Source organism: Kocuria sp. CH-021 (assembly GCF_049716185.1).
Classification (GTDB): Bacteria; Actinomycetota; Actinomycetes; order Actinomycetales; family Micrococcaceae; genus Kocuria; species Kocuria cellulosilytica.
Map to the genome: position 1 here is coordinate 21,769 of NZ_JBNAFK010000014.1, position 16,213 is coordinate 37,981.

12 protein-coding genes are annotated in these 16,213 nt (G+C 74.1%); 6 read left to right on the forward strand and 6 right to left on the reverse strand.

The genetic code is table 11. The features are described from left to right. Positions 1-140 precede the first annotated feature (140 nt). The 4 genes from ACPYN7_RS12020 to ACPYN7_RS12035 are packed head-to-tail and all read left to right on the forward strand — an operon-like array spanning position 141 to position 6,602. Entirely contained in the window at positions 141-1,169 is a 1,029-nt protein-coding gene (locus tag ACPYN7_RS12020; RefSeq protein ID WP_424347805.1) for an extracellular solute-binding protein, read from the forward strand. After that, positions 1,166-2,857, forward strand: coding sequence for an ABC transporter permease (locus ACPYN7_RS12025; protein WP_424347806.1), 1,692 nt, complete (start codon positions 1,166-1,168; stop codon positions 2,855-2,857). The genes ACPYN7_RS12020 and ACPYN7_RS12025 overlap by 4 nt, the downstream gene beginning before the upstream one ends. After that, positions 2,854-4,038, forward strand: coding sequence for an ABC transporter ATP-binding protein (locus tag ACPYN7_RS12030; protein WP_082696973.1), 1,185 nt, complete (start codon positions 2,854-2,856; stop codon positions 4,036-4,038). The genes ACPYN7_RS12025 and ACPYN7_RS12030 overlap by 4 nt, the downstream gene beginning before the upstream one ends. Before the next feature lie 23 nt (positions 4,039-4,061). Beyond that, a complete protein-coding gene (locus ACPYN7_RS12035; protein ID WP_424347807.1) occupies positions 4,062-6,602 on the forward strand; it encodes an AMP-binding protein in 2,541 nt (846 codons plus the stop codon). Here the strand turns inward: ACPYN7_RS12035 and ACPYN7_RS12040 are convergent. From ACPYN7_RS12040 to ACPYN7_RS12065, 6 genes are all read right to left on the reverse strand, one after another. Next, positions 6,577-7,704 carry a hypothetical protein gene (locus tag ACPYN7_RS12040; protein ID WP_424347808.1) on the reverse strand — a complete coding sequence of 376 codons (1,128 nt, stop codon included), beginning with the start codon at positions 7,702-7,704 and terminating at the stop codon, positions 6,577-6,579. The two genes, ACPYN7_RS12035 and ACPYN7_RS12040, sit on opposite strands and share 26 nt — an antisense overlap. Before the next feature lie 113 nt (positions 7,705-7,817). Next, a complete protein-coding gene (locus ACPYN7_RS12045; RefSeq protein WP_058873277.1) occupies positions 7,818-8,834 on the reverse strand; it encodes an ABC transporter permease subunit in 1,017 nt (338 codons plus the stop codon). Next, positions 8,831-9,796 (reverse strand): ATP-binding cassette domain-containing protein, encoded by a 966-nt coding sequence (locus ACPYN7_RS12050; RefSeq protein WP_058873278.1) that lies wholly within the window; start codon positions 9,794-9,796, stop codon positions 8,831-8,833. Before ACPYN7_RS12050 ends, ACPYN7_RS12045 begins: the two co-directional genes overlap by 4 nt. 144 nt (positions 9,797-9,940) lie before the next feature. After that, positions 9,941-11,179 carry a glycosyltransferase 87 family protein gene (locus tag ACPYN7_RS12055; protein ID WP_424347809.1) on the reverse strand — a complete coding sequence of 413 codons (1,239 nt, stop codon included), beginning with the start codon at positions 11,177-11,179 and terminating at the stop codon, positions 9,941-9,943. Beyond that, a complete protein-coding gene (locus ACPYN7_RS12060) occupies positions 11,176-12,447 on the reverse strand; it encodes a glycosyltransferase family 87 protein (RefSeq protein ID WP_424347810.1) in 1,272 nt (423 codons plus the stop codon). The genes ACPYN7_RS12055 and ACPYN7_RS12060 overlap by 4 nt, the downstream gene beginning before the upstream one ends. Then, positions 12,444-13,856 (reverse strand): CCA tRNA nucleotidyltransferase, encoded by a 1,413-nt coding sequence (locus tag ACPYN7_RS12065; RefSeq protein WP_424347811.1) that lies wholly within the window; start codon positions 13,854-13,856, stop codon positions 12,444-12,446. Before ACPYN7_RS12065 ends, ACPYN7_RS12060 begins: the two co-directional genes overlap by 4 nt. 124 nt (positions 13,857-13,980) lie before the next feature. Here ACPYN7_RS12065 and ACPYN7_RS12070 point away from each other — a divergent pair, with 124 nt between their 5' ends. Both ACPYN7_RS12070 and murJ read left to right on the forward strand, forming a co-directional pair. Beyond that, positions 13,981-14,481, forward strand: a complete 501-nt coding sequence (locus ACPYN7_RS12070) for an NUDIX domain-containing protein (RefSeq protein ID WP_058873281.1) — start codon at positions 13,981-13,983, stop codon at positions 14,479-14,481. Between the two features lie 82 nt (positions 14,482-14,563). Next, positions 14,564-16,186 carry a murein biosynthesis integral membrane protein MurJ gene (gene murJ / locus ACPYN7_RS12075; protein ID WP_424347845.1) on the forward strand — a complete coding sequence of 541 codons (1,623 nt, stop codon included), beginning with the start codon at positions 14,564-14,566 and terminating at the stop codon, positions 16,184-16,186. Positions 16,187-16,213: the final 27 nt, after the last annotated feature.

A 16,213-nucleotide genomic window follows, 5' to 3' on the forward strand; every position in this document is an offset into this window, starting at 1 on the left:
GGGCGCTCGGCCGGGTGCCTCGGGGAGCCCGTGCCCGGGCCCCGGGCGCGACGCGAGGGGCGTTCCGATTAGGTTACGCTTTCCTTGCCAAATGATCGTCGCGCGGTCCCCGAGCGCCGCGCCCTCCGGAAGAGGCTCCGATGCGTCGTCGTTCCCTGTACGCCACCACCGGCATCCTGACCGCGCTGGCGACCCTGGTCACGGGGTGCGGCACGCTCGGGCTGGGCGAGCAGCCCGCCGACCTGCAGATCTACTCGGCACGGCACTACGACCTCGAGGGCGCGTTCGGCGAGTTCACCGACGAGACCGGCATCAGCGTCGAGTTCATCACCGGCGACGACGCCGAGCTGCTCGAGCGGCTCAAGGCCGAGGGGGACGACAGCCCGGCGGACGTGTTCATGACCGTGGACGCGGGCAACCTGTGGAACGCCGCCCGGCAGGACGAGCTGGCCGCCCTGGACTCCGCGGCCCTCGAGGAGGCGGTCCCGGAGGACCTCCGCGACCCGCAGGGCCGGTGGTACGGCCTGGCCATGCGCGCGCGCACCGTGACGTACAACCCGGACAACGTCGACACGGCGGAGTTCGACCCCCAGGAGACCTACGCGGGGCTGGCCGACCCGAAGTGGCAGGGACGGCTGTGCATGCGGGACGCCACCTCGGCGTACACCCAGTCCCTCGTGGCGAGCCTGATCGACCTGCACGGCCGGGAGCGGGCGCTCGAGATCGTCGAGGGCTGGGTCGCCAACGACGTGCAGATCATGAGCAACGACATCCTGCTGCTCGAGGCCATCGACGCCGGCACGTGCGACGTGGGGATCAACAACCACTACTACCTGGCGCGCACCCTCGAGGAGAACCCGGACCTGAACGTCGACCTCTTCTGGGCCAGCCAGGAGGGCGCGGGAACGCACGTGAACATCTCCGGGGCCGGTGTGGTCGAGGGCTCCGACAACGCCGAGGACGCCCAGCGGCTCATCGAGTGGCTCGCCACCGACGGCCAGAACGCGTTCGTGGACGCCAACCACGAGTTCCCGGTGAACCCCTCCGTGGAGCCCGCCCCCTCCATCGCGGCCTTCGGCGAGTTCGAGCGGATGCCCCTGAACGCCGAGGCCTACGGGGACCTCAACGCCGAGGCCGTGGACCTGCTGGCCGAAGCCGGCTACCAGTGACCGAACCCGCCGTCCTCGCGGACACGAGGACACCGACCCGCCGGCCGCGCCGGGCGCCCGGCTCGGGGCGCCCGGCGTGGTCGGCGCTCGTCGTCCTCGTCGCCGTGGTCGTGGCCACCCCGGTCCTGGCCGTGGTCGTGGACGGCCTGGGCAGCCTGGGCACCGCCGCCCCGCCGCGCGACCTGGGCCGGATGGTGCTCACCACGCTCCTGCTGATGCTGGGCGTGGGCGCGGGCACCCTCGTGGTGGGCGGCGGGCTGGCGTGGCTCGTGACCGCCTTCCGCTTCCCCCTGCGGGACGTGCTGGTCTGGCTGCTGGTCCTGCCGCTGGCCATGCCGGCCTACATCCTCGGCTTCGTGTTCCTCTCCGTCTTCGACGTGGCCGGGCCGGTGCAGGGGGCGCTGCGCTCCCTGCTGGGACCGGACGTGTGGGTGCCCGAGGTCCGCTCGCTGCCGGCGGCCGTGCTCGTGATGTCCCTGACGCTCTACCCGTACGTCTACCTCCTGGCGCGCTCCGCGCTGGTCGAGCAGACCACCGGGACCTACGACGCCGCGCGCACCCTGGGCGCCGGCCGGGGGCGCGCGCTCGGGCGGGTCCTGATCCCCCTGGCCCGGCCCTCGCTCGCGGCGGGGCTCGCGCTCGTGATGATGGAGACGCTCACGGACTTCGCCACGGTGCAGTACTTCAACGTGCAGACGGTCTCCGTGGGGGTCTACCTCGTGTGGAAGGGCACCTTCGACTTCCACTCCGCCACCCAGCTCGCCGTGCTCGTGCTGCTGTTCGCCGTGGCCGTGCTGACCGGCGAGCGGCTGCTCCGGGGCCGCGCCCGGTTCCACCAGCGGGGCGGCCGCGGCCAGGGCCTCCAGCCGCGGCGGCTCGCCGGGTGGCGCGCCTGGGGCGCCACCCTGCTCTGCCTCGCCGCCCTCTCCGCCGGGTTCCTCGTGCCCGTGCTGCAGCTGCTCGTGTGGGCCGTCGGGGAGGCGGTCGGCAACCCCGCGTCCCTCTCGGACCCGCGCTTCGCGCAGTACCTCGGCAACAGCCTGGTGGTCGCCGGGATCGCCGCCGTGGCCTGCGTGGCGCTCTCCCTCGCGGTCGCCCACGGGGTCCGGATGGGCGGCGGCCGGGCGGTGGCCCTCGCGGCGCAGCTCACCACCTTCGGCTACGCCGTGCCCGGCGCCGTGGTGGGCATCGGCGTCCTCATCGCCTTCGCCGGGCTGGACACCGCCCTCGAGCGGGCGGGCGTGCCCGGGGGCACGGGGCTGCTGGTGACCGGCTCGGTGCTCGGCATCCTCTACGCCTACGTGATCCGCTTCCTCGCCCCGGCCTACCAGGCCGTGGACGCGAGCCTCGCCAAGATCTCCCCCACCGTCACCTTCTCCGCGCAGAGCCTCGGCGCGTCCCCGCTCCGGGTCCTCACCCGGGTGCACCTGCCCATCGCCCGCCCGGGGGTCGCCACGGCCCTCGTCCTGGTGATGATCGACGCCGTCAAGGAGCTGCCCATCGTGCTGCTGCTGCGCCCGTTCGGCTTCACCACGGCCTCCGTGTGGGTCTACGAGCTGGCGCGCGAGAACTTCTGGGAGAAGGCGGCCCTGCCGGCGCTCGTGATCGTGGCGGCGGCGGTCGTGCCCGTGTTCTTCCTCGTCCGGCAGGCCCACCGCGCGGACCGCCACGGAAAGGTGTCCCCATGACCGTGCAGACCACGAGCGCGCAGACCGCGCCCGGCAGCCGCGGCACCGAGCCCGCCCTCGTGCTGGAGGGGCTGAGCAAGCACTACGGGTCCTCCGTGGGCGTCAGCGGGCTGGAGCTGACGGTCCCGCCCGGCGAGCTGGTCACGCTCATCGGCCCCTCCGGCTGCGGCAAGTCCACCACGCTGCGCCTCGTGGCGGGTCTCGAGCGACCGGACGAGGGCACCATCCGCATCGCCGGGGACGTGGTGGCGGGCCGGCACCGGTTCCAGGAGCCCGAGCGGCGGCGGGTGGGCCTCGTCTTCCAGGACCACGCCCTGTTCCCGCACCTGACGGTCGCGAAGAACGTGGCCTTCGGCCTCGACCGGCTCCCGCGCGCCGACCGGCGGGCCCGCGTGGGCGAGGTCCTCGAGCTCGTGCGGCTGGGGCACCTCGCCCACCGCTACCCCCACGAGCTCTCCGGCGGCGAGCAGCAGCGCGTGGCCCTGGCCCGGGCCCTGGCCCCCCGCCCGGCCGTGGTGCTCCTCGACGAGCCGTTCTCCAGCCTGGACGAGTCGCTGCGCGCGCAGGTGCGCCGGGACACCGTGGCCACGCTGCGCGAGACCGGCACCACCGCCGTGCTGGTCACCCACGACCAGACGGAGGCCCTCTCGGTCGGCCACCGCGTGGTGGTCATGCACGACGGGGTGATCGAGCAGTCCGACACCCCCGAGAAGGTCTTCGAGCAGCCCGCCACCCGTTTCGTGGCGTCCTTCATGGGAGACGCGGACTTCCTGCCCGCCCGCGTCCACCGCGCGCTGCTCACCTGCGAGATCGGCATCGTCTCCACCGTGCCGGGGTGGGCGGACAGCGACGTCGACGTCGACGTGGTGCTGCGGCCCCACGAGGTGGCGCTGCGGCCGGACCCCGCCTCCCCCGCGCGGGTCAGCGCGGTCGAGTACCACGGCGCGTTCGTGCTGCACCACGTCCGGCTGGCCTCCGGGCGCACGCTGCGCTCCTGGCAGCCCCACAACGTGCGCCACCCGGTCGGGACGCCGGTGGCGGTGACGGTCACGGCCGGGACCACCCCCACGCTGCTGGTCGACGACCGGGCCGTCACGGCCCCGCCGCCGCGGTCCGCCGACGGCACGTCGAACCGGCGATCCCGCATGTCGGACGAATTAGGCAAGACTTTCCTTCGCTAAAGGTTTTCTCTACCCTGGACCGGGTGAGCATCCAACCTGACCTCTCCCGGGTCTCCTTCGCCGCCGGTCTCGCCCGCCACGGGGACCGCCCCGCCGTCCTCACGGGCGAGCAGGTCCTGAGCTACCGGGAGCTGGCCGGGCGCGTCGAAGACGTGGCCGCGCGCCTGGGCCCGGAACGCCGGCTGGCGGTGCTCGCGGCGTCCAACGACGTCGACTCCCTCGTGGCCTACCTCGCGGCCCTCACGGCCGGCCACCCGCTGCTGCTGGTCCCGGCGGACAAGCCGGCCGCCGTCGACGCGCTCGTGGCGGCCTACGACCCCGACGTGGTGCTGCGCTCCGGGAACGGGACCCCGGTGCTCGAGGAGCGGCGCCCGGGCAGCCGGCACGAGCTGCACCCGGACCTCGCCCTGCTGCTGAGCACCTCCGGCTCGACCGGTTCCCCGAAGCTCGTGCGGCTCTCGCACGAGAACCTCGCGGCCAACGCCGAGGCGATCGCCGAGTACCTGGGCATCGGGCCCGACGACCGCGCCGCCACCACGCTGCCCATGTCCTACTGCTACGGGCTGTCGGTGCTCAACAGCCACCTCCTCCGGGGCGCCGGGCTGGTGCTGACGGACCTGTCCGTGGTCGACCCCTGCTTCTGGGACCTGTTCCGAGCCCACCGCGCCACGTCCTTCGCCGCCGTGCCCTACACCTTCGAGCTGCTGGAGCGGGTCGGGTTCGCGGACACCGACCTCCCGCACCTGCGCTGCGTGACCCAGGCGGGCGGCCGGCTCGCCCCGGAGAAGGTCGAGCACTGGGCCCGGACCGGCCGCCGCCGCGGCTGGGACCTGGTCGTGATGTACGGGGCCACCGAGGCGACCGCCCGGATGGCGTACCTGCCCCCGGAGCTGGCGACGGAGCGCGCCGGGACCATCGGGGTGCCGATCCCCGGCGGGCGGTTCCGCATCGACCCCGTGGACGGGCTGCCGGACGGGGAGCTCGTCTACAGCGGGCCCAACGTCATGCTCGGCTACGCGGAGCACCCCGAGGACCTCGCCGCCGGGCGGACGGTCGAGGAGCTGCGCACCGGGGACCTCGCCCGCCGCCACCCGGACGGGCTCTACGAGGTCGTGGGGCGGCGCAGCCGCTTCGTCAAGATCGTGGGCCTGCGCGTGGACCTCGGCCAGGTCGAGCGGATCCTCGCCGAGCTCGGGGTCAGCGCGGCCGCCGCCGGCTCCGACGAGCGGCTGGTCGTGGCCGCCGAGGGGGACCAGGACACGTCCCTGCTCGCCAAGCTCGTGGCCGAGAGCATCGGCCTGCCGCGCCCGGCCGTCGAGATGCACGCGGTCGAGCAGCTGCCCCGCCTGGGCACGGGCAAGGTGGACTACCCGGCGGTCCTGGCGCTCGCCGCGCCCCCCGCCGCGCCCGCGCCGCCGCAGCGCCGGGCCGAGGGGCCCGAGGACGTCCGGCGGATCTTCGCCGAGGTGCTCGACCGCCCCGACGTCGGCGACGACGACACGTTCGTGTCCCTGGAGGGGGACTCGCTGTCCTACGTGGCGGCCTCCGTGCGGCTGGAGCAGGCCCTCGGGCACCTCCCGCCGGACTGGCACCTCACGCCCGTGCGGGACCTGGCCCCCCGGCCCGTTCCGCGCGGACGGGGCCTCGTCTCGTTCCTGGAGACCGGCATCGTGCTCCGGGCGGTCGCCATCGTGTGCATCGTGATGACGCACGTGGAGATCTTCACGTTCCAGACCGCCCACGTGCTCTTCGCGGTGGCGGGGTACAACTTCGCGCGCTTCCAGCTGACGGGGGAGCGGCTCCCCCGGCTGCGGCGCCAGCTGCGCAGCCTGGCACGGATCGTGGTGCCCTCGGTGGCCTTCATCGCCGTGGCCCACCTGCTCACCGACGACTACACGCTCGCCAACGTCCTGCTGCTCAACGGCATCGTTGGGCCCCAGGAGCTCACGTCCCAGTGGCACTTCTGGTTCGTCGAGATGCTCGTCTACGTCCTCGTGGCCGTGACCGCGCTCATGGCGCTGCCCTGGGCCGACCGCGCCGAGCGGGCCGCCCCCTGGCTGTTCCCGCTCGGCCTGCTCGCGGTCGGGCTGGTCAGCCGGTACGACATCGTGGACCCGGGGCTGCCCAAGCCCGCGCCGGTGTTCTGGCTCTTCGCCCTGGGCTGGGTCGCGGCCCGGTCGGGGACGGCCCTGCAGCGCTCCCTCGTGACCCTCCTGACCCTCCTCACCGTGCCGGGCTACTTCGACAGCACCGTGCGGGAGGCCACCGTGATCGCCGGGATCCTGCTGCTGCTGTGGGTGCCCACCCTGCCGGTGCCCGTGGGCCTGCGCCGGGTGACGGCCCGGCTCGCGAGCGCGTCCCTGTACATCTATCTGACGCACTGGCTGGTCTACCCCCCGCTGGCGCCGGTGAGCCCGGCCCTGGCGGTGCTCGCGTCCCTCGTGGCGGGGGTGGCCTACTGGGCCCTGGCCGAGCGCGTGCTCGGCGGGCTCCGGCGCCCGCCCCGGCGCGCCGCGGAGCCGGCCCACGAGGCGCCGCTCACGGCTGCTCCAGGCCCACGCTGATCTCCGCGCTCTGCCCCGTGGAGCGCACGGTGGCGCGGACGGGGAACTCGATCCGCTCGGTGACCGTCTCCCCGTCCTCCTCGTAGCTCAGCCGCGCCACCGCGGGCCGGTAGGGGTCCGCGGTCCAGCGCAGCGGGTCGCCGGGGTCCTGGACCAGGACCAGGGCGGGCCGGGAGACCAGCTCCCACCGGACACCGGTGATCTCGGGCTCCGGGGCCCCGGACGCCGCCGCGGACGGCTCGAGGGGCACCCCCGGCGCCGCCCAGCGCCGGGACGAGGGGCACTCCTCGGAGGACAGCTCCTCCGAGGCCGTGCAGTCCTCCAGCCACTCCTCGATCCGGTCGTCGACCTCCTGCCACATCCTCGGCGAGGGCTCGATGCGCAGCGCCACCGTGGCCGGCAGCGGGTCCCGGAACGCCACGGTGTGCGGCTCCAGGGGCGGGTCCGCCACGTAGTAGGAGTGGCCCGGCAACCCGATCGCGTAGTCCCCGGGCAGGGCCTCGAAGCGCCACGTCCCGCCGGGACCCTGGGGGTCGGGCACCCGCTCGTCCGCGTCCGGGCGGATGCTCTCACCGTTGACGGAGAGCTCGTCGAGGGCGGCGGGCAGGTGGATGGAGAGCGGTGCCGCGTCCGGGGAGTCCAGCTCCCACTGGTCGTTGAAGGGGCCGGTCCGCCGCACCTGGTGCACCCGGTAGACGTGGACCTCCTCCCGGGCCCGGGTGCCGTCGGGCCCGTCCCACCACACGCGCGCCCGCACCTCGCCGCGGCTGCCGGTGCGGTCCACCCCGAGGATCTCGTGGCCGCTGATCCGCCCCGCCGCGTTGCGGTACACGCGGTTGGCGAAGATGGTCAGGGTGGGGTCCGCCACGACGTCCTCGGTGCGGGACAGCAGCTGCCGCGAGCTGCCGCTCTCGAGCCCCCCGAGCCACGCCTCCACCGGGTCCTGCGGCTCCCGGTCGACGAAGACCCAGTTGACCACGGAGGCGAACACGGTCACGAGGACCACGACGACCGTCAGCCAGTGCAGCAGCGATCGCCGCAGGCCGCGGGCGTCGACCGCGGAGAGGGCCCGGCCGGCCTCCCGCTCCCGTGACACCGACACCGCAGCTCCCGTCCCCTGTCGGTCCGCCCGGCGCCCGCGCCGGAGGTCCGGGCCGCGTCCCGGCCCACCAGCTCACATCGTAGGGCCGGCGCCGTGGCCGCGGCGGGAGGCCGTCAGAGCGCGCGTCTCCTGGTGACCAGGATCCCGGCCAGCACGAGCACCAGGCCCCAGGCGCCGTAGACCAGGCCGGACTCCACGTGGTTCAGCACGGCGTCCGAGGGCTGGTACATCGCCGTCAGCTGCGCGCCCGCCGCCGCCGGGGAGTACGGCTTGACGTCGTCGAGCCACTCGAAGGAGAGCGCGAAGAGCACGATCTCCAGGACCATCAGCAGCACCACGAGCACCACGATGCCCCAGGTGGTGGACTTCAGCAGGGCGCCCAGGCCGAAGCCGAGCCAGGACGTGAGCATGTAGAAGACGCCCACCGCCAGGACGTTGAGCAGCACGGCTTCCTGCAGCAGGTCGTACCCCAGGTCCCCGCCCGCCAGGATCGGCTGCACGAGCAGGTGGGACAGCAGGGCGCTCAGCAGTCCGAACCCGAAGGTGACGGCCGAGAGCACGGCCGTCTTGGCGAGCATCACCGGCGTGCGCCGCGGCACCGCGGTCATGGTCGTCTGGATGGAGCGGGTGGAGTACTCCGAGCCGATCGCCAGCACGGCGAGCGCGCCGAGGAGCAGCATGACCAGCTGCAGGCCGCCGTTGGCGCTGGACATGGCCATGTACTCGCCGAAGCCCATGCCGTCCGGCAGGGACAGCCCGGAGCCCTCCGTCATCTGCTGCTCGGACTGGGCGACGAACTCGTCCTTCTGCTGCTGGACGTCCTCCTCGGTGAGCCCGAGCTCCTCCGGGCTGCGGCCGTCCAGCATCGCGTCGACCTGTTCCTGGGCCGCCTGCTCGTTGAAGTCGATGAAGGTCAGCGCGCTCGAGGCCGAGAGGGCGGCGAAGCCGAGGGAGAGCAGCAGGGCGATGCCGAGCAGGATCCAGTGCGAGCGCAGGGACCGGAACTTGATCCACTCCGAGCGCAGCACCCGGCCGAAGCCCAGGTGCACCCGGGACGCGTGGCGGGACGGCCCGGCGGGATCCGGGGCGCCGGTCTGCCGGCGGGGGGCGGTCGAGGTGCTGGTGCTCATGCTCGGTCTCCGGTTCGTGCGTCGGCGCCCGCCCAGGGCGCCGGGTCGGTCGGTTCGGGAGCGCCGCCGGAGCGGTACTCGACCTCGTTCTGGGTCATGGCCATGTACACGTCCTCGAGGCTCTCCGAGAGGGGCGTCAGCTCGTGGACCAGCACCCCGTCGGCCAGCGCGGCCTCGGCGATCCGCCGCGGCTCCGGGCCCGTGACCAGCAGCCCGTCGTCGTCGAACTCCGTGATGCCGGCGTCCGCGCCCTGCAGGGCGCGGCGCAGCGCCGCCCGGTCGGTGGTGCGCACGCGGGTGCGCGTGCGGCCGCCGGCGAGGATCTGCTGGATGGGCGCGTCCGCGAGGATCCGGCCGCGGCCGATCACCACGAGGTGGTCGGCGGTCTGGGACATCTCCGACATGAGGTGGGAGGACAGGAAGACCGTGCGACCCTCGGCGGCGAGGTACTTGGCGAGGTGGCGCACCCACACGACGCCCTCGGGGTCCAGCCCGTTGACGGGCTCGTCGAGGATCACGGTGTGCGGGTCGCCGAGCAGGGCCGCGGCGATGCCGAGCCGCTGGCCCATGCCCAGGGAGTAGCCTCCCACCCGCTTGTCGGCCGCGGCCCCGAGCCCGGTGAGGTCCACGACCTCCTGGACGCGGGACCTCGGGATGCCGTGGGTCGCGGCGAGCGCGGCGAGGTGCGCGCGGGCGGTGCGCCGGGGGTGGACGGCCTTCGCGTCGAGGAGCACCCCCACCTCCGCGAGCGGCGCCCGGTGCTGGGCGTACGGCCTGCCGTTGACCCGGGTGCTGCCCCGGGTCGCGGACTCCAGCCCGACGACGAGGCGCATCGTGGTCGACTTGCCGGCCCCGTTGGGCCCCAGGAACCCGGTGACCCTGCCGGGGCGCACGGTGAAGCTGACGTCGTCCACCGCCGTCTTGCCGCCGTAGGTCTTCGTCAGGTTCTCGATCTCGATCACCGGCGCTCCTCCCGAGCACTCGTCGTTCTTCTCCGCCACCAACCTACGGGAGAGCCGGCGCGGGGCGGCACCACCGGCAGGATGAGCCCGTGCGGGCGTGGCGCGGATGCTCTCCCCCTCCCGGCGGAGCCGGTGCCGGGGCGCTCAGCCGGGCTCGGACAGCCCGATCCGTCGCGCCCGGCCGCCCCGGAGGACGTCGACCGCGACGGCGACCACGAGCAGCGCCAGCAGCAGCACGCGCACGGCGGCGAGCAGGTCCTGCACGTCCCAGCCGATCGGGCCGAGTCCCGGCAGCACGGGCCAGACCGACGCGGGCAGGACCAGGGTGGCCCACCACAGGACCTCCACGAGCTGCCAGGCGGCGAACTCGAGCCAGTTGCGCCGGCTGAGCACCACGAGCGGGGCCAGCCACAGCGCGTGGACGGGCGAGTAGCCGGGGCCGGCGAGCACCAGCACGGCCAGCAGGAGGAACGCGATCTGCACGACACTGGGCTCCTGCCGGGTGAGCAGGGTCAGCACGAGCACCGCCACGAAGCCCAGCACGAGGGCGAGGAGCACGTACTGGTCCCCGCCCGCGGGGTCCGGGGCCGCGCCCGTGCGCGCCTGCTCCACCCGCGCCCACACGCCCCACGGCGAGGAGCCCGCCACGGGCTGCGCCCACGGCGTGCTGAGCTGCCGGGCCCACCGGTCCCCCGCCGAGAGCAGGAACGGTCCGTTGACCAGCGCCCAGGTCAGCGCCGTCCCGGCCAGGACCAGCGCGACGTCCCGGAACTGCCGGTACCGCACGGCGAGGAGCAGCACGGCCAGGAGGACGACCAGGGGGAACAGCGCCACGGACGCCGCGAGGCCCAGGACGATCCCCGCCGGCACCGGGCTGCCCCGGACGTGGAGCAGCAGCGCCAGCACCATGAGCAGCACGGCGAGCAGGTCCCACGTGCCGAAGCCGACCAGGACCGCCACCGGCGCGAGCGCCAGCACGAACGCGTCCGCCCCGCGCCGGCCCGACAGCGCCGAGACCGCGGCCACCGTGCCGATCCACGCCGCCGCCAGCAGCAGCACCGACAGGTCGGCGGACGCACCCCGGCCCGCGTCGGCGCCGAGCAGCGCGGGGACGCGGTCCGCGAGCCAGCCGAGCACCGTGCTGATCATCCCGACCAGGGCGGGCTGGTCCCCCGCGGGGCCGCCCGTGAAGAACCCGCCCGCGCCGGTGGGCTCCCCGGGGGCGACCTCGGTGGCGCACAGCGCCGGGAGGCTCTCCGCCGCGCCCCGGCCGGGCACCCGGCACGGCAGCCGCAGCAGCCAGGCCGTCATGACCGTGTAGAGGCTCAGCCCCACGAGCAGCGCGCCGGGCCCGCCCCGGGGCGTGCCGCCCTGCGGGCTCACGGGCTCGTCCCGCGGCCGCGCAGCACGTCCGCCGCGACGCGCACCACCAGGTAGCCCACCGCGAGCGTGTGCAGCGCCACCGTGGTGAAGTAGACGTCCTCGGCGAGCGCGAGCTCCTCCCCGCCCCCGGTGACGTGGCCCAGCCAGTTGAAAACCGCCGCCCAGTGCAGGACCTCGACGAGCTGCCACACCACGAACTCCCCGACGCGGGGCCGGGCCAGGAGCACGAGGGGCACGAGCCAGATCACGAACTGCGGCGAGTACACCTTGTTGGAGAGCACGAACGCCGCCAGCACCAGGAAGGCGAGCTGCTCCAGCCGCGGCTCCTCGCGCGCCACGAGCCCCAGCACCAGGATCAGGGCGCAGGCGAGGGCGAAGCCGCCGAGGGCCAGGACGTTGATCCCCTCGGCCGAGAGCAGCGGGATGTCCAGCCGCGGCGCCGCGACGTCGTTCCACCAGTGCCACACGGAGGAGAAGCCCGCGCCGCGGTCCTGGCTGAACTGCCAGAACCAGCCCCACTGCACCGGGTCCAGCAGGGCGAAGGGGAGGTTGACGGCGGCCCAGGCCCCCACCGCGCCGGCGGCCGCCCGCAGCGCGGGCCCCGCCTCGCGGCGCCGGACGGCCAGCACGAGGACCGCCCCGAGGAGCAGGAACGGGAAGAGCTTGAACGCGGTGCCGACGCCCAGCAGGACCCCGCCCAGGGCCCACCGGTCCCGGCGGAACGCGAGCAGGGCGGCCACGGTGCACAGCACCGGCCACAGGTCCCAGTTGATGAACCCGGTGACCACCACGGCGGGCGCCAGGGCCGCGAGCACCGCGTGGCCGGGGTGCGCCACCATCCGGCCGAGAACCAGCACGACCGCCACCCACACGGCGGCGAGGAGCACCGCGTTGAGGTCGAAATATATGCCTTGTCCGACATGGACGCCGGCGCGGGGGTCGACGGCGTGGGCCAGGACGCCGGTGGCGCTCGCCACCACGGTCTGCAGCACGGGGTACTCCAGCAGCGCCGAGGCGTCCAGGTAGGGGAACCGGCCCTCGGCCATGCCGCGGGAGGCATACAGTGTGGGCAGGTCCGAGTAGCAGAGCTGCCGGAAGGTCTCCGGCTGTTCCCAGGTGACCAGCCGGCACGGGAGCTTGGTCAGGTACGCCAGGAGCGCGGCGTACAGGGCGCAGCCCGCCAGCACCCCCGGCCCCACCCGGAGCGCCTCCGGGCGCCCGGCCGCCGGCACCGGCCCGGCCGTGCCGGTGCCGAGGCGGGTGCTCACAGGGCGTCCGCCGCCCAGGCCCGCAGCCGCCGCTCGGCCTCCTCCGGCCCCAGCTCCCCCTCGTCCAGACGCAGGTCCAGCAGGAACTTGTACGCCCGGCCCACCACGGGCCCCGGCGGGACGCCGAGCACCGCCATGATCTGCTCGCCGTCGAGCTCGGGCCGCACGGCGTCGAGCTCCTCGCGGGCGGACAGCTCCTGGATCCGCGCCTCGAGGTCGTCGTAGGCCGCGGCCAGCCGGGACACCTTCCGCCGGTTCCGGGACGTCACGTCCGCCCGGGTGAGCCGGTGCAGCCGCTCCAGGCACTCCCCCGCGTCCCGGACGTAGCGGCGCACCGCGGAGTCGGTCCACTCGGCGTCCCCGTACCCGTAGAAGCGCATGTGCAGCTCCACCAGCCGGCTCACCGTCCTGATGGTGTCGTTGTCGAAGCGCAGCGCCCGCATCCGCTTGGCGGTGAGCTTGGCGCCCACCACCTCGTGGTGCCGGAAGCTCACCGCGCCGTCCGCCTCGAAGCGCCGGGTCGCGGGCTTGCCGACGTCGTGCATGAGCGCGGCGAAGCGCAGCGCGAAGTCCGGGCCGGGCACGGGGCCGTCCGGACCCGACTCCAGGGCCGCGGCCTGCTCCAGGACGGTCAGGGAGTGCTGGTAGACGTCCTTGTGCCGGTGGTGCTCGTCCGTCTCGAGCCGCAGCGCGGGCACCTCGGGCAGCACGACGTCCGCGATCCCCGTGCTCACCAGGAGGTCGACGCCGCGGCGGGGCCGGCGCCCGCAGACCAGCTTGACGAGCTCCTCCCGCACGCGCTCGGCCGAGACGATCCCGATCCGCTCCGCCATGCCGGCCATGGCCGTGCGCACCTCGGGCGCCACCTCCACGTCGAGCTGGGACGCGAAGCGCGCGGCGCGCATCATGCGCAGGGGGTCGTCCGAGAACGAGTCCTCCGGGGCGCCCGGGGTGCGCAGCGCCCGCGCGTGCAGGTCCTTGATCCCGCCGTGCGGGTCCACGAGCTCCAGGCCGGGCAGCCGCAGGGCCATGGCGTTGATGGTGAAGTCGCGGCGGAACAGGTCGTCCTCGAGCGAGTCCCCGAAGGCCACCTGCGGCTTGCGGGAGTCCGCGTCGTAGGCCTCGGCCCGGTACGTGGTGACCTCCAGCTGGACGTCGCCGCGGCGCATCCCGATGGTGCCGAAGTCGCGGCCGATCTCCCACACCGCGTCCGCCCACCCCGTGACCACGGCGAGCGTCTCGTCCGGCGTCGCGTCGGTGGTGAAGTCCAGGTCCAGGGCGGGCCGGCCGAGGAAGAGGTCCCGCACGGGACCGCCCACGAGGGAGAGCTCGTGGCCGGCGGCGGCGAACCGCCGCCCCAGGTCGAGGGCGGCGGGATGGATCGCGGAGGCGTCGGGGAGCTGCGTCATGGTACGGCCCATTGTTCCAGACCGCGGGGCGCGGACCCGGCCGCCGCGGCCCCTCCGGGACCGGCCGCCGGAGCCCCTCCCGCGCTCCGGCGGGAGCCCGGGCGATTGTGGCAAGGTAGGAGACATGGCTTTCCCCGTACCCAGCGCACCGAAGAAGCGGCCGACCGCGCCGGCCGCTGCGCTGCCCACGGTCGAGGAAGTCTCCGCCGGGGGGATCGTCGTCGACCTCGGCACCCCGTCCCACCCGGTGGCCATCATTGCCCGGATCAACCGGGGCGGACGCCTCGAGTGGTGCCTGCCCAAGGGCCACCCCGAGGGCGAGGAGAGCAACGAGGAAGCCGCGATCCGCGAGATCGAGGAGGAGACCGGCATCGCCGGGGAGGTGCTGAGCCCGCTGGGCAGCATCGACTACTGGTTCACGGTCTCCGGCCACCGCGTGCACAAGACGGTGCACCACTTCCTGCTGCGCGCCACGGGCGGTCACCTCACCACGGACAACGACCCCGACCACGAGGCGGTGGACGTCGCCTGGGTGGACATCGACGACCTCGGCCGGAAGCTGTCCTTCCCCAACGAACGGCGCATCGCCGACATCGCCCGTGAATACATCATCCACCAGCTCTGAGACCGCGGAGCCCTCCGGGGCGGCCGGAACGGGCACCCCGGCCGCCCCGGCCCGCCGCTCGGGCGCGGCCTCCAGCGCCATCATGGCCTCGGGCACCCTCGTCTCCCGCGCGCTGGGGTTCGTCAAGGTCGTCCTCATCACCGTGGCCATCGGTTCGGTCACGACCGTCTCCGACGTCTTCGAGCTCGCGAACACCCTGCCGAACCTGATCTACGTCCTGGTGGCGGGCGGCGTCTTCAACGCCGTCCTGGTGCCCCAGATCATCAAGGCCTCCAGGACCGCCGAGGACAGCGGGGCCGACTACATCTCCCGCCTGCTCACCCTCGCCGTGCTCGCCCTGCTCGGCGTCACCGCGGTCGTGGTGCTGCTGGCGGGGCCCATCGTGCGGACCATGGGCACCGACTGGACCGAGGCGCAGCTGTCCCTCGGGCTGACGTTCGCGCTCTTCACCTTCCCGCAGATCTTCTTCTACGGCCTCTACACCGTGGTGGGCCAGGTCCTGAACGCCCGCGGCGCCTTCGGCTGGTACATGTGGGCGCCGGTGGTCAACAACGTGGTGGCCATCGCGGCGCTGCTCGTGTTCGTCCATCAGTTCGGCGCCTACGAGCAGGACCCGCACACCCTGGAGAACTGGACCCCGGCCAAGACGTTCTGGCTGGCGGCCATGGCCACCGTGGGCGTCGCCACCCAGGCCCTCGTGCTGCTCTGGCCCCTGCGCCGGCTCGGACTGGAGCTGCGGCCCAGGTTCGGCTGGCGCGGCATCGGGCTCTCCACCGCGGCGCGGCTCGCGGGCTGGACCCTCGCCACCGGGATCCTCGCCAACCTCGCGTTCCTGACCCTGACCAAGGTCGCCGCGATCCCCACCGGATACCGCCCGGAGTACCTCGCCATGGACCCGCCGCAGCAGATCGCGGGCGTGGCGGCGCTCAACCAGGCCTCCATGCTGTACTCCCTGCCGCACGGGGTGATCGGGCTGTCCATCGCCACGGTGCTGTTCAACCGGATGGCCGCGGCCTCCACGGACGGCGACCGGGCCGGCATGGTCGCCTCCCTGTCCTCGAGCCTGCGCATCACCGGGGTGGCCACGGTCTTCGCCACGGTCGCCCTCGTGGTCTTCGCCGGCCCGCTCGGCATGCTCTTCAGCGGCGGCGTCCCCTCCGCGGGCGCCGTGGTCGGCCAGGTGGTCGCGGTGATCGCGGTCGGTGCGCCCTTCATGTCGATCTCCTTCATGCTCGGCCGGGCGTTCTACGCCCAGGAGGACGCCCGCACCCCGTTCCTGGTGCAGGTCGGCGTCGCGCTCTTCACCGTGGCCTGCGCCCTGCTGATCTGGTCCTTCGTCCCGCCGGACCGCATCGTCTTCGCGGTCGCCGCGTGCTACGCGGCCCAGAACGTGCTGAGCACCCTGATCTACCACGCGGTCCTGGTCCGCCGGCTCGGGGACTACGACGTGGCCCGCATCGTGGACTCCCACGCCCGGATCCTCGCGGCCTCCCTGCTCGCCGGCGCGGTGGGCGCGGTGGCCCTCCTGCTGCTCGGCGGCTACGACCCCGACGGCTTCCCCTGGACGAACCAGCTGACGGCGATCGCGACCCTCGCGGTGGGCGGCACCGTCATGGGGATCGCCTACCTGGGCGCCCTCCGGCTCTGCCGCGTCCAGGAGCTCGACAGCCTCGTGCGCCCGGTCCTCGCCCGGCTGGGCCGCTGAGCGTGTGACGGAGCTCTCGGCCCCGGA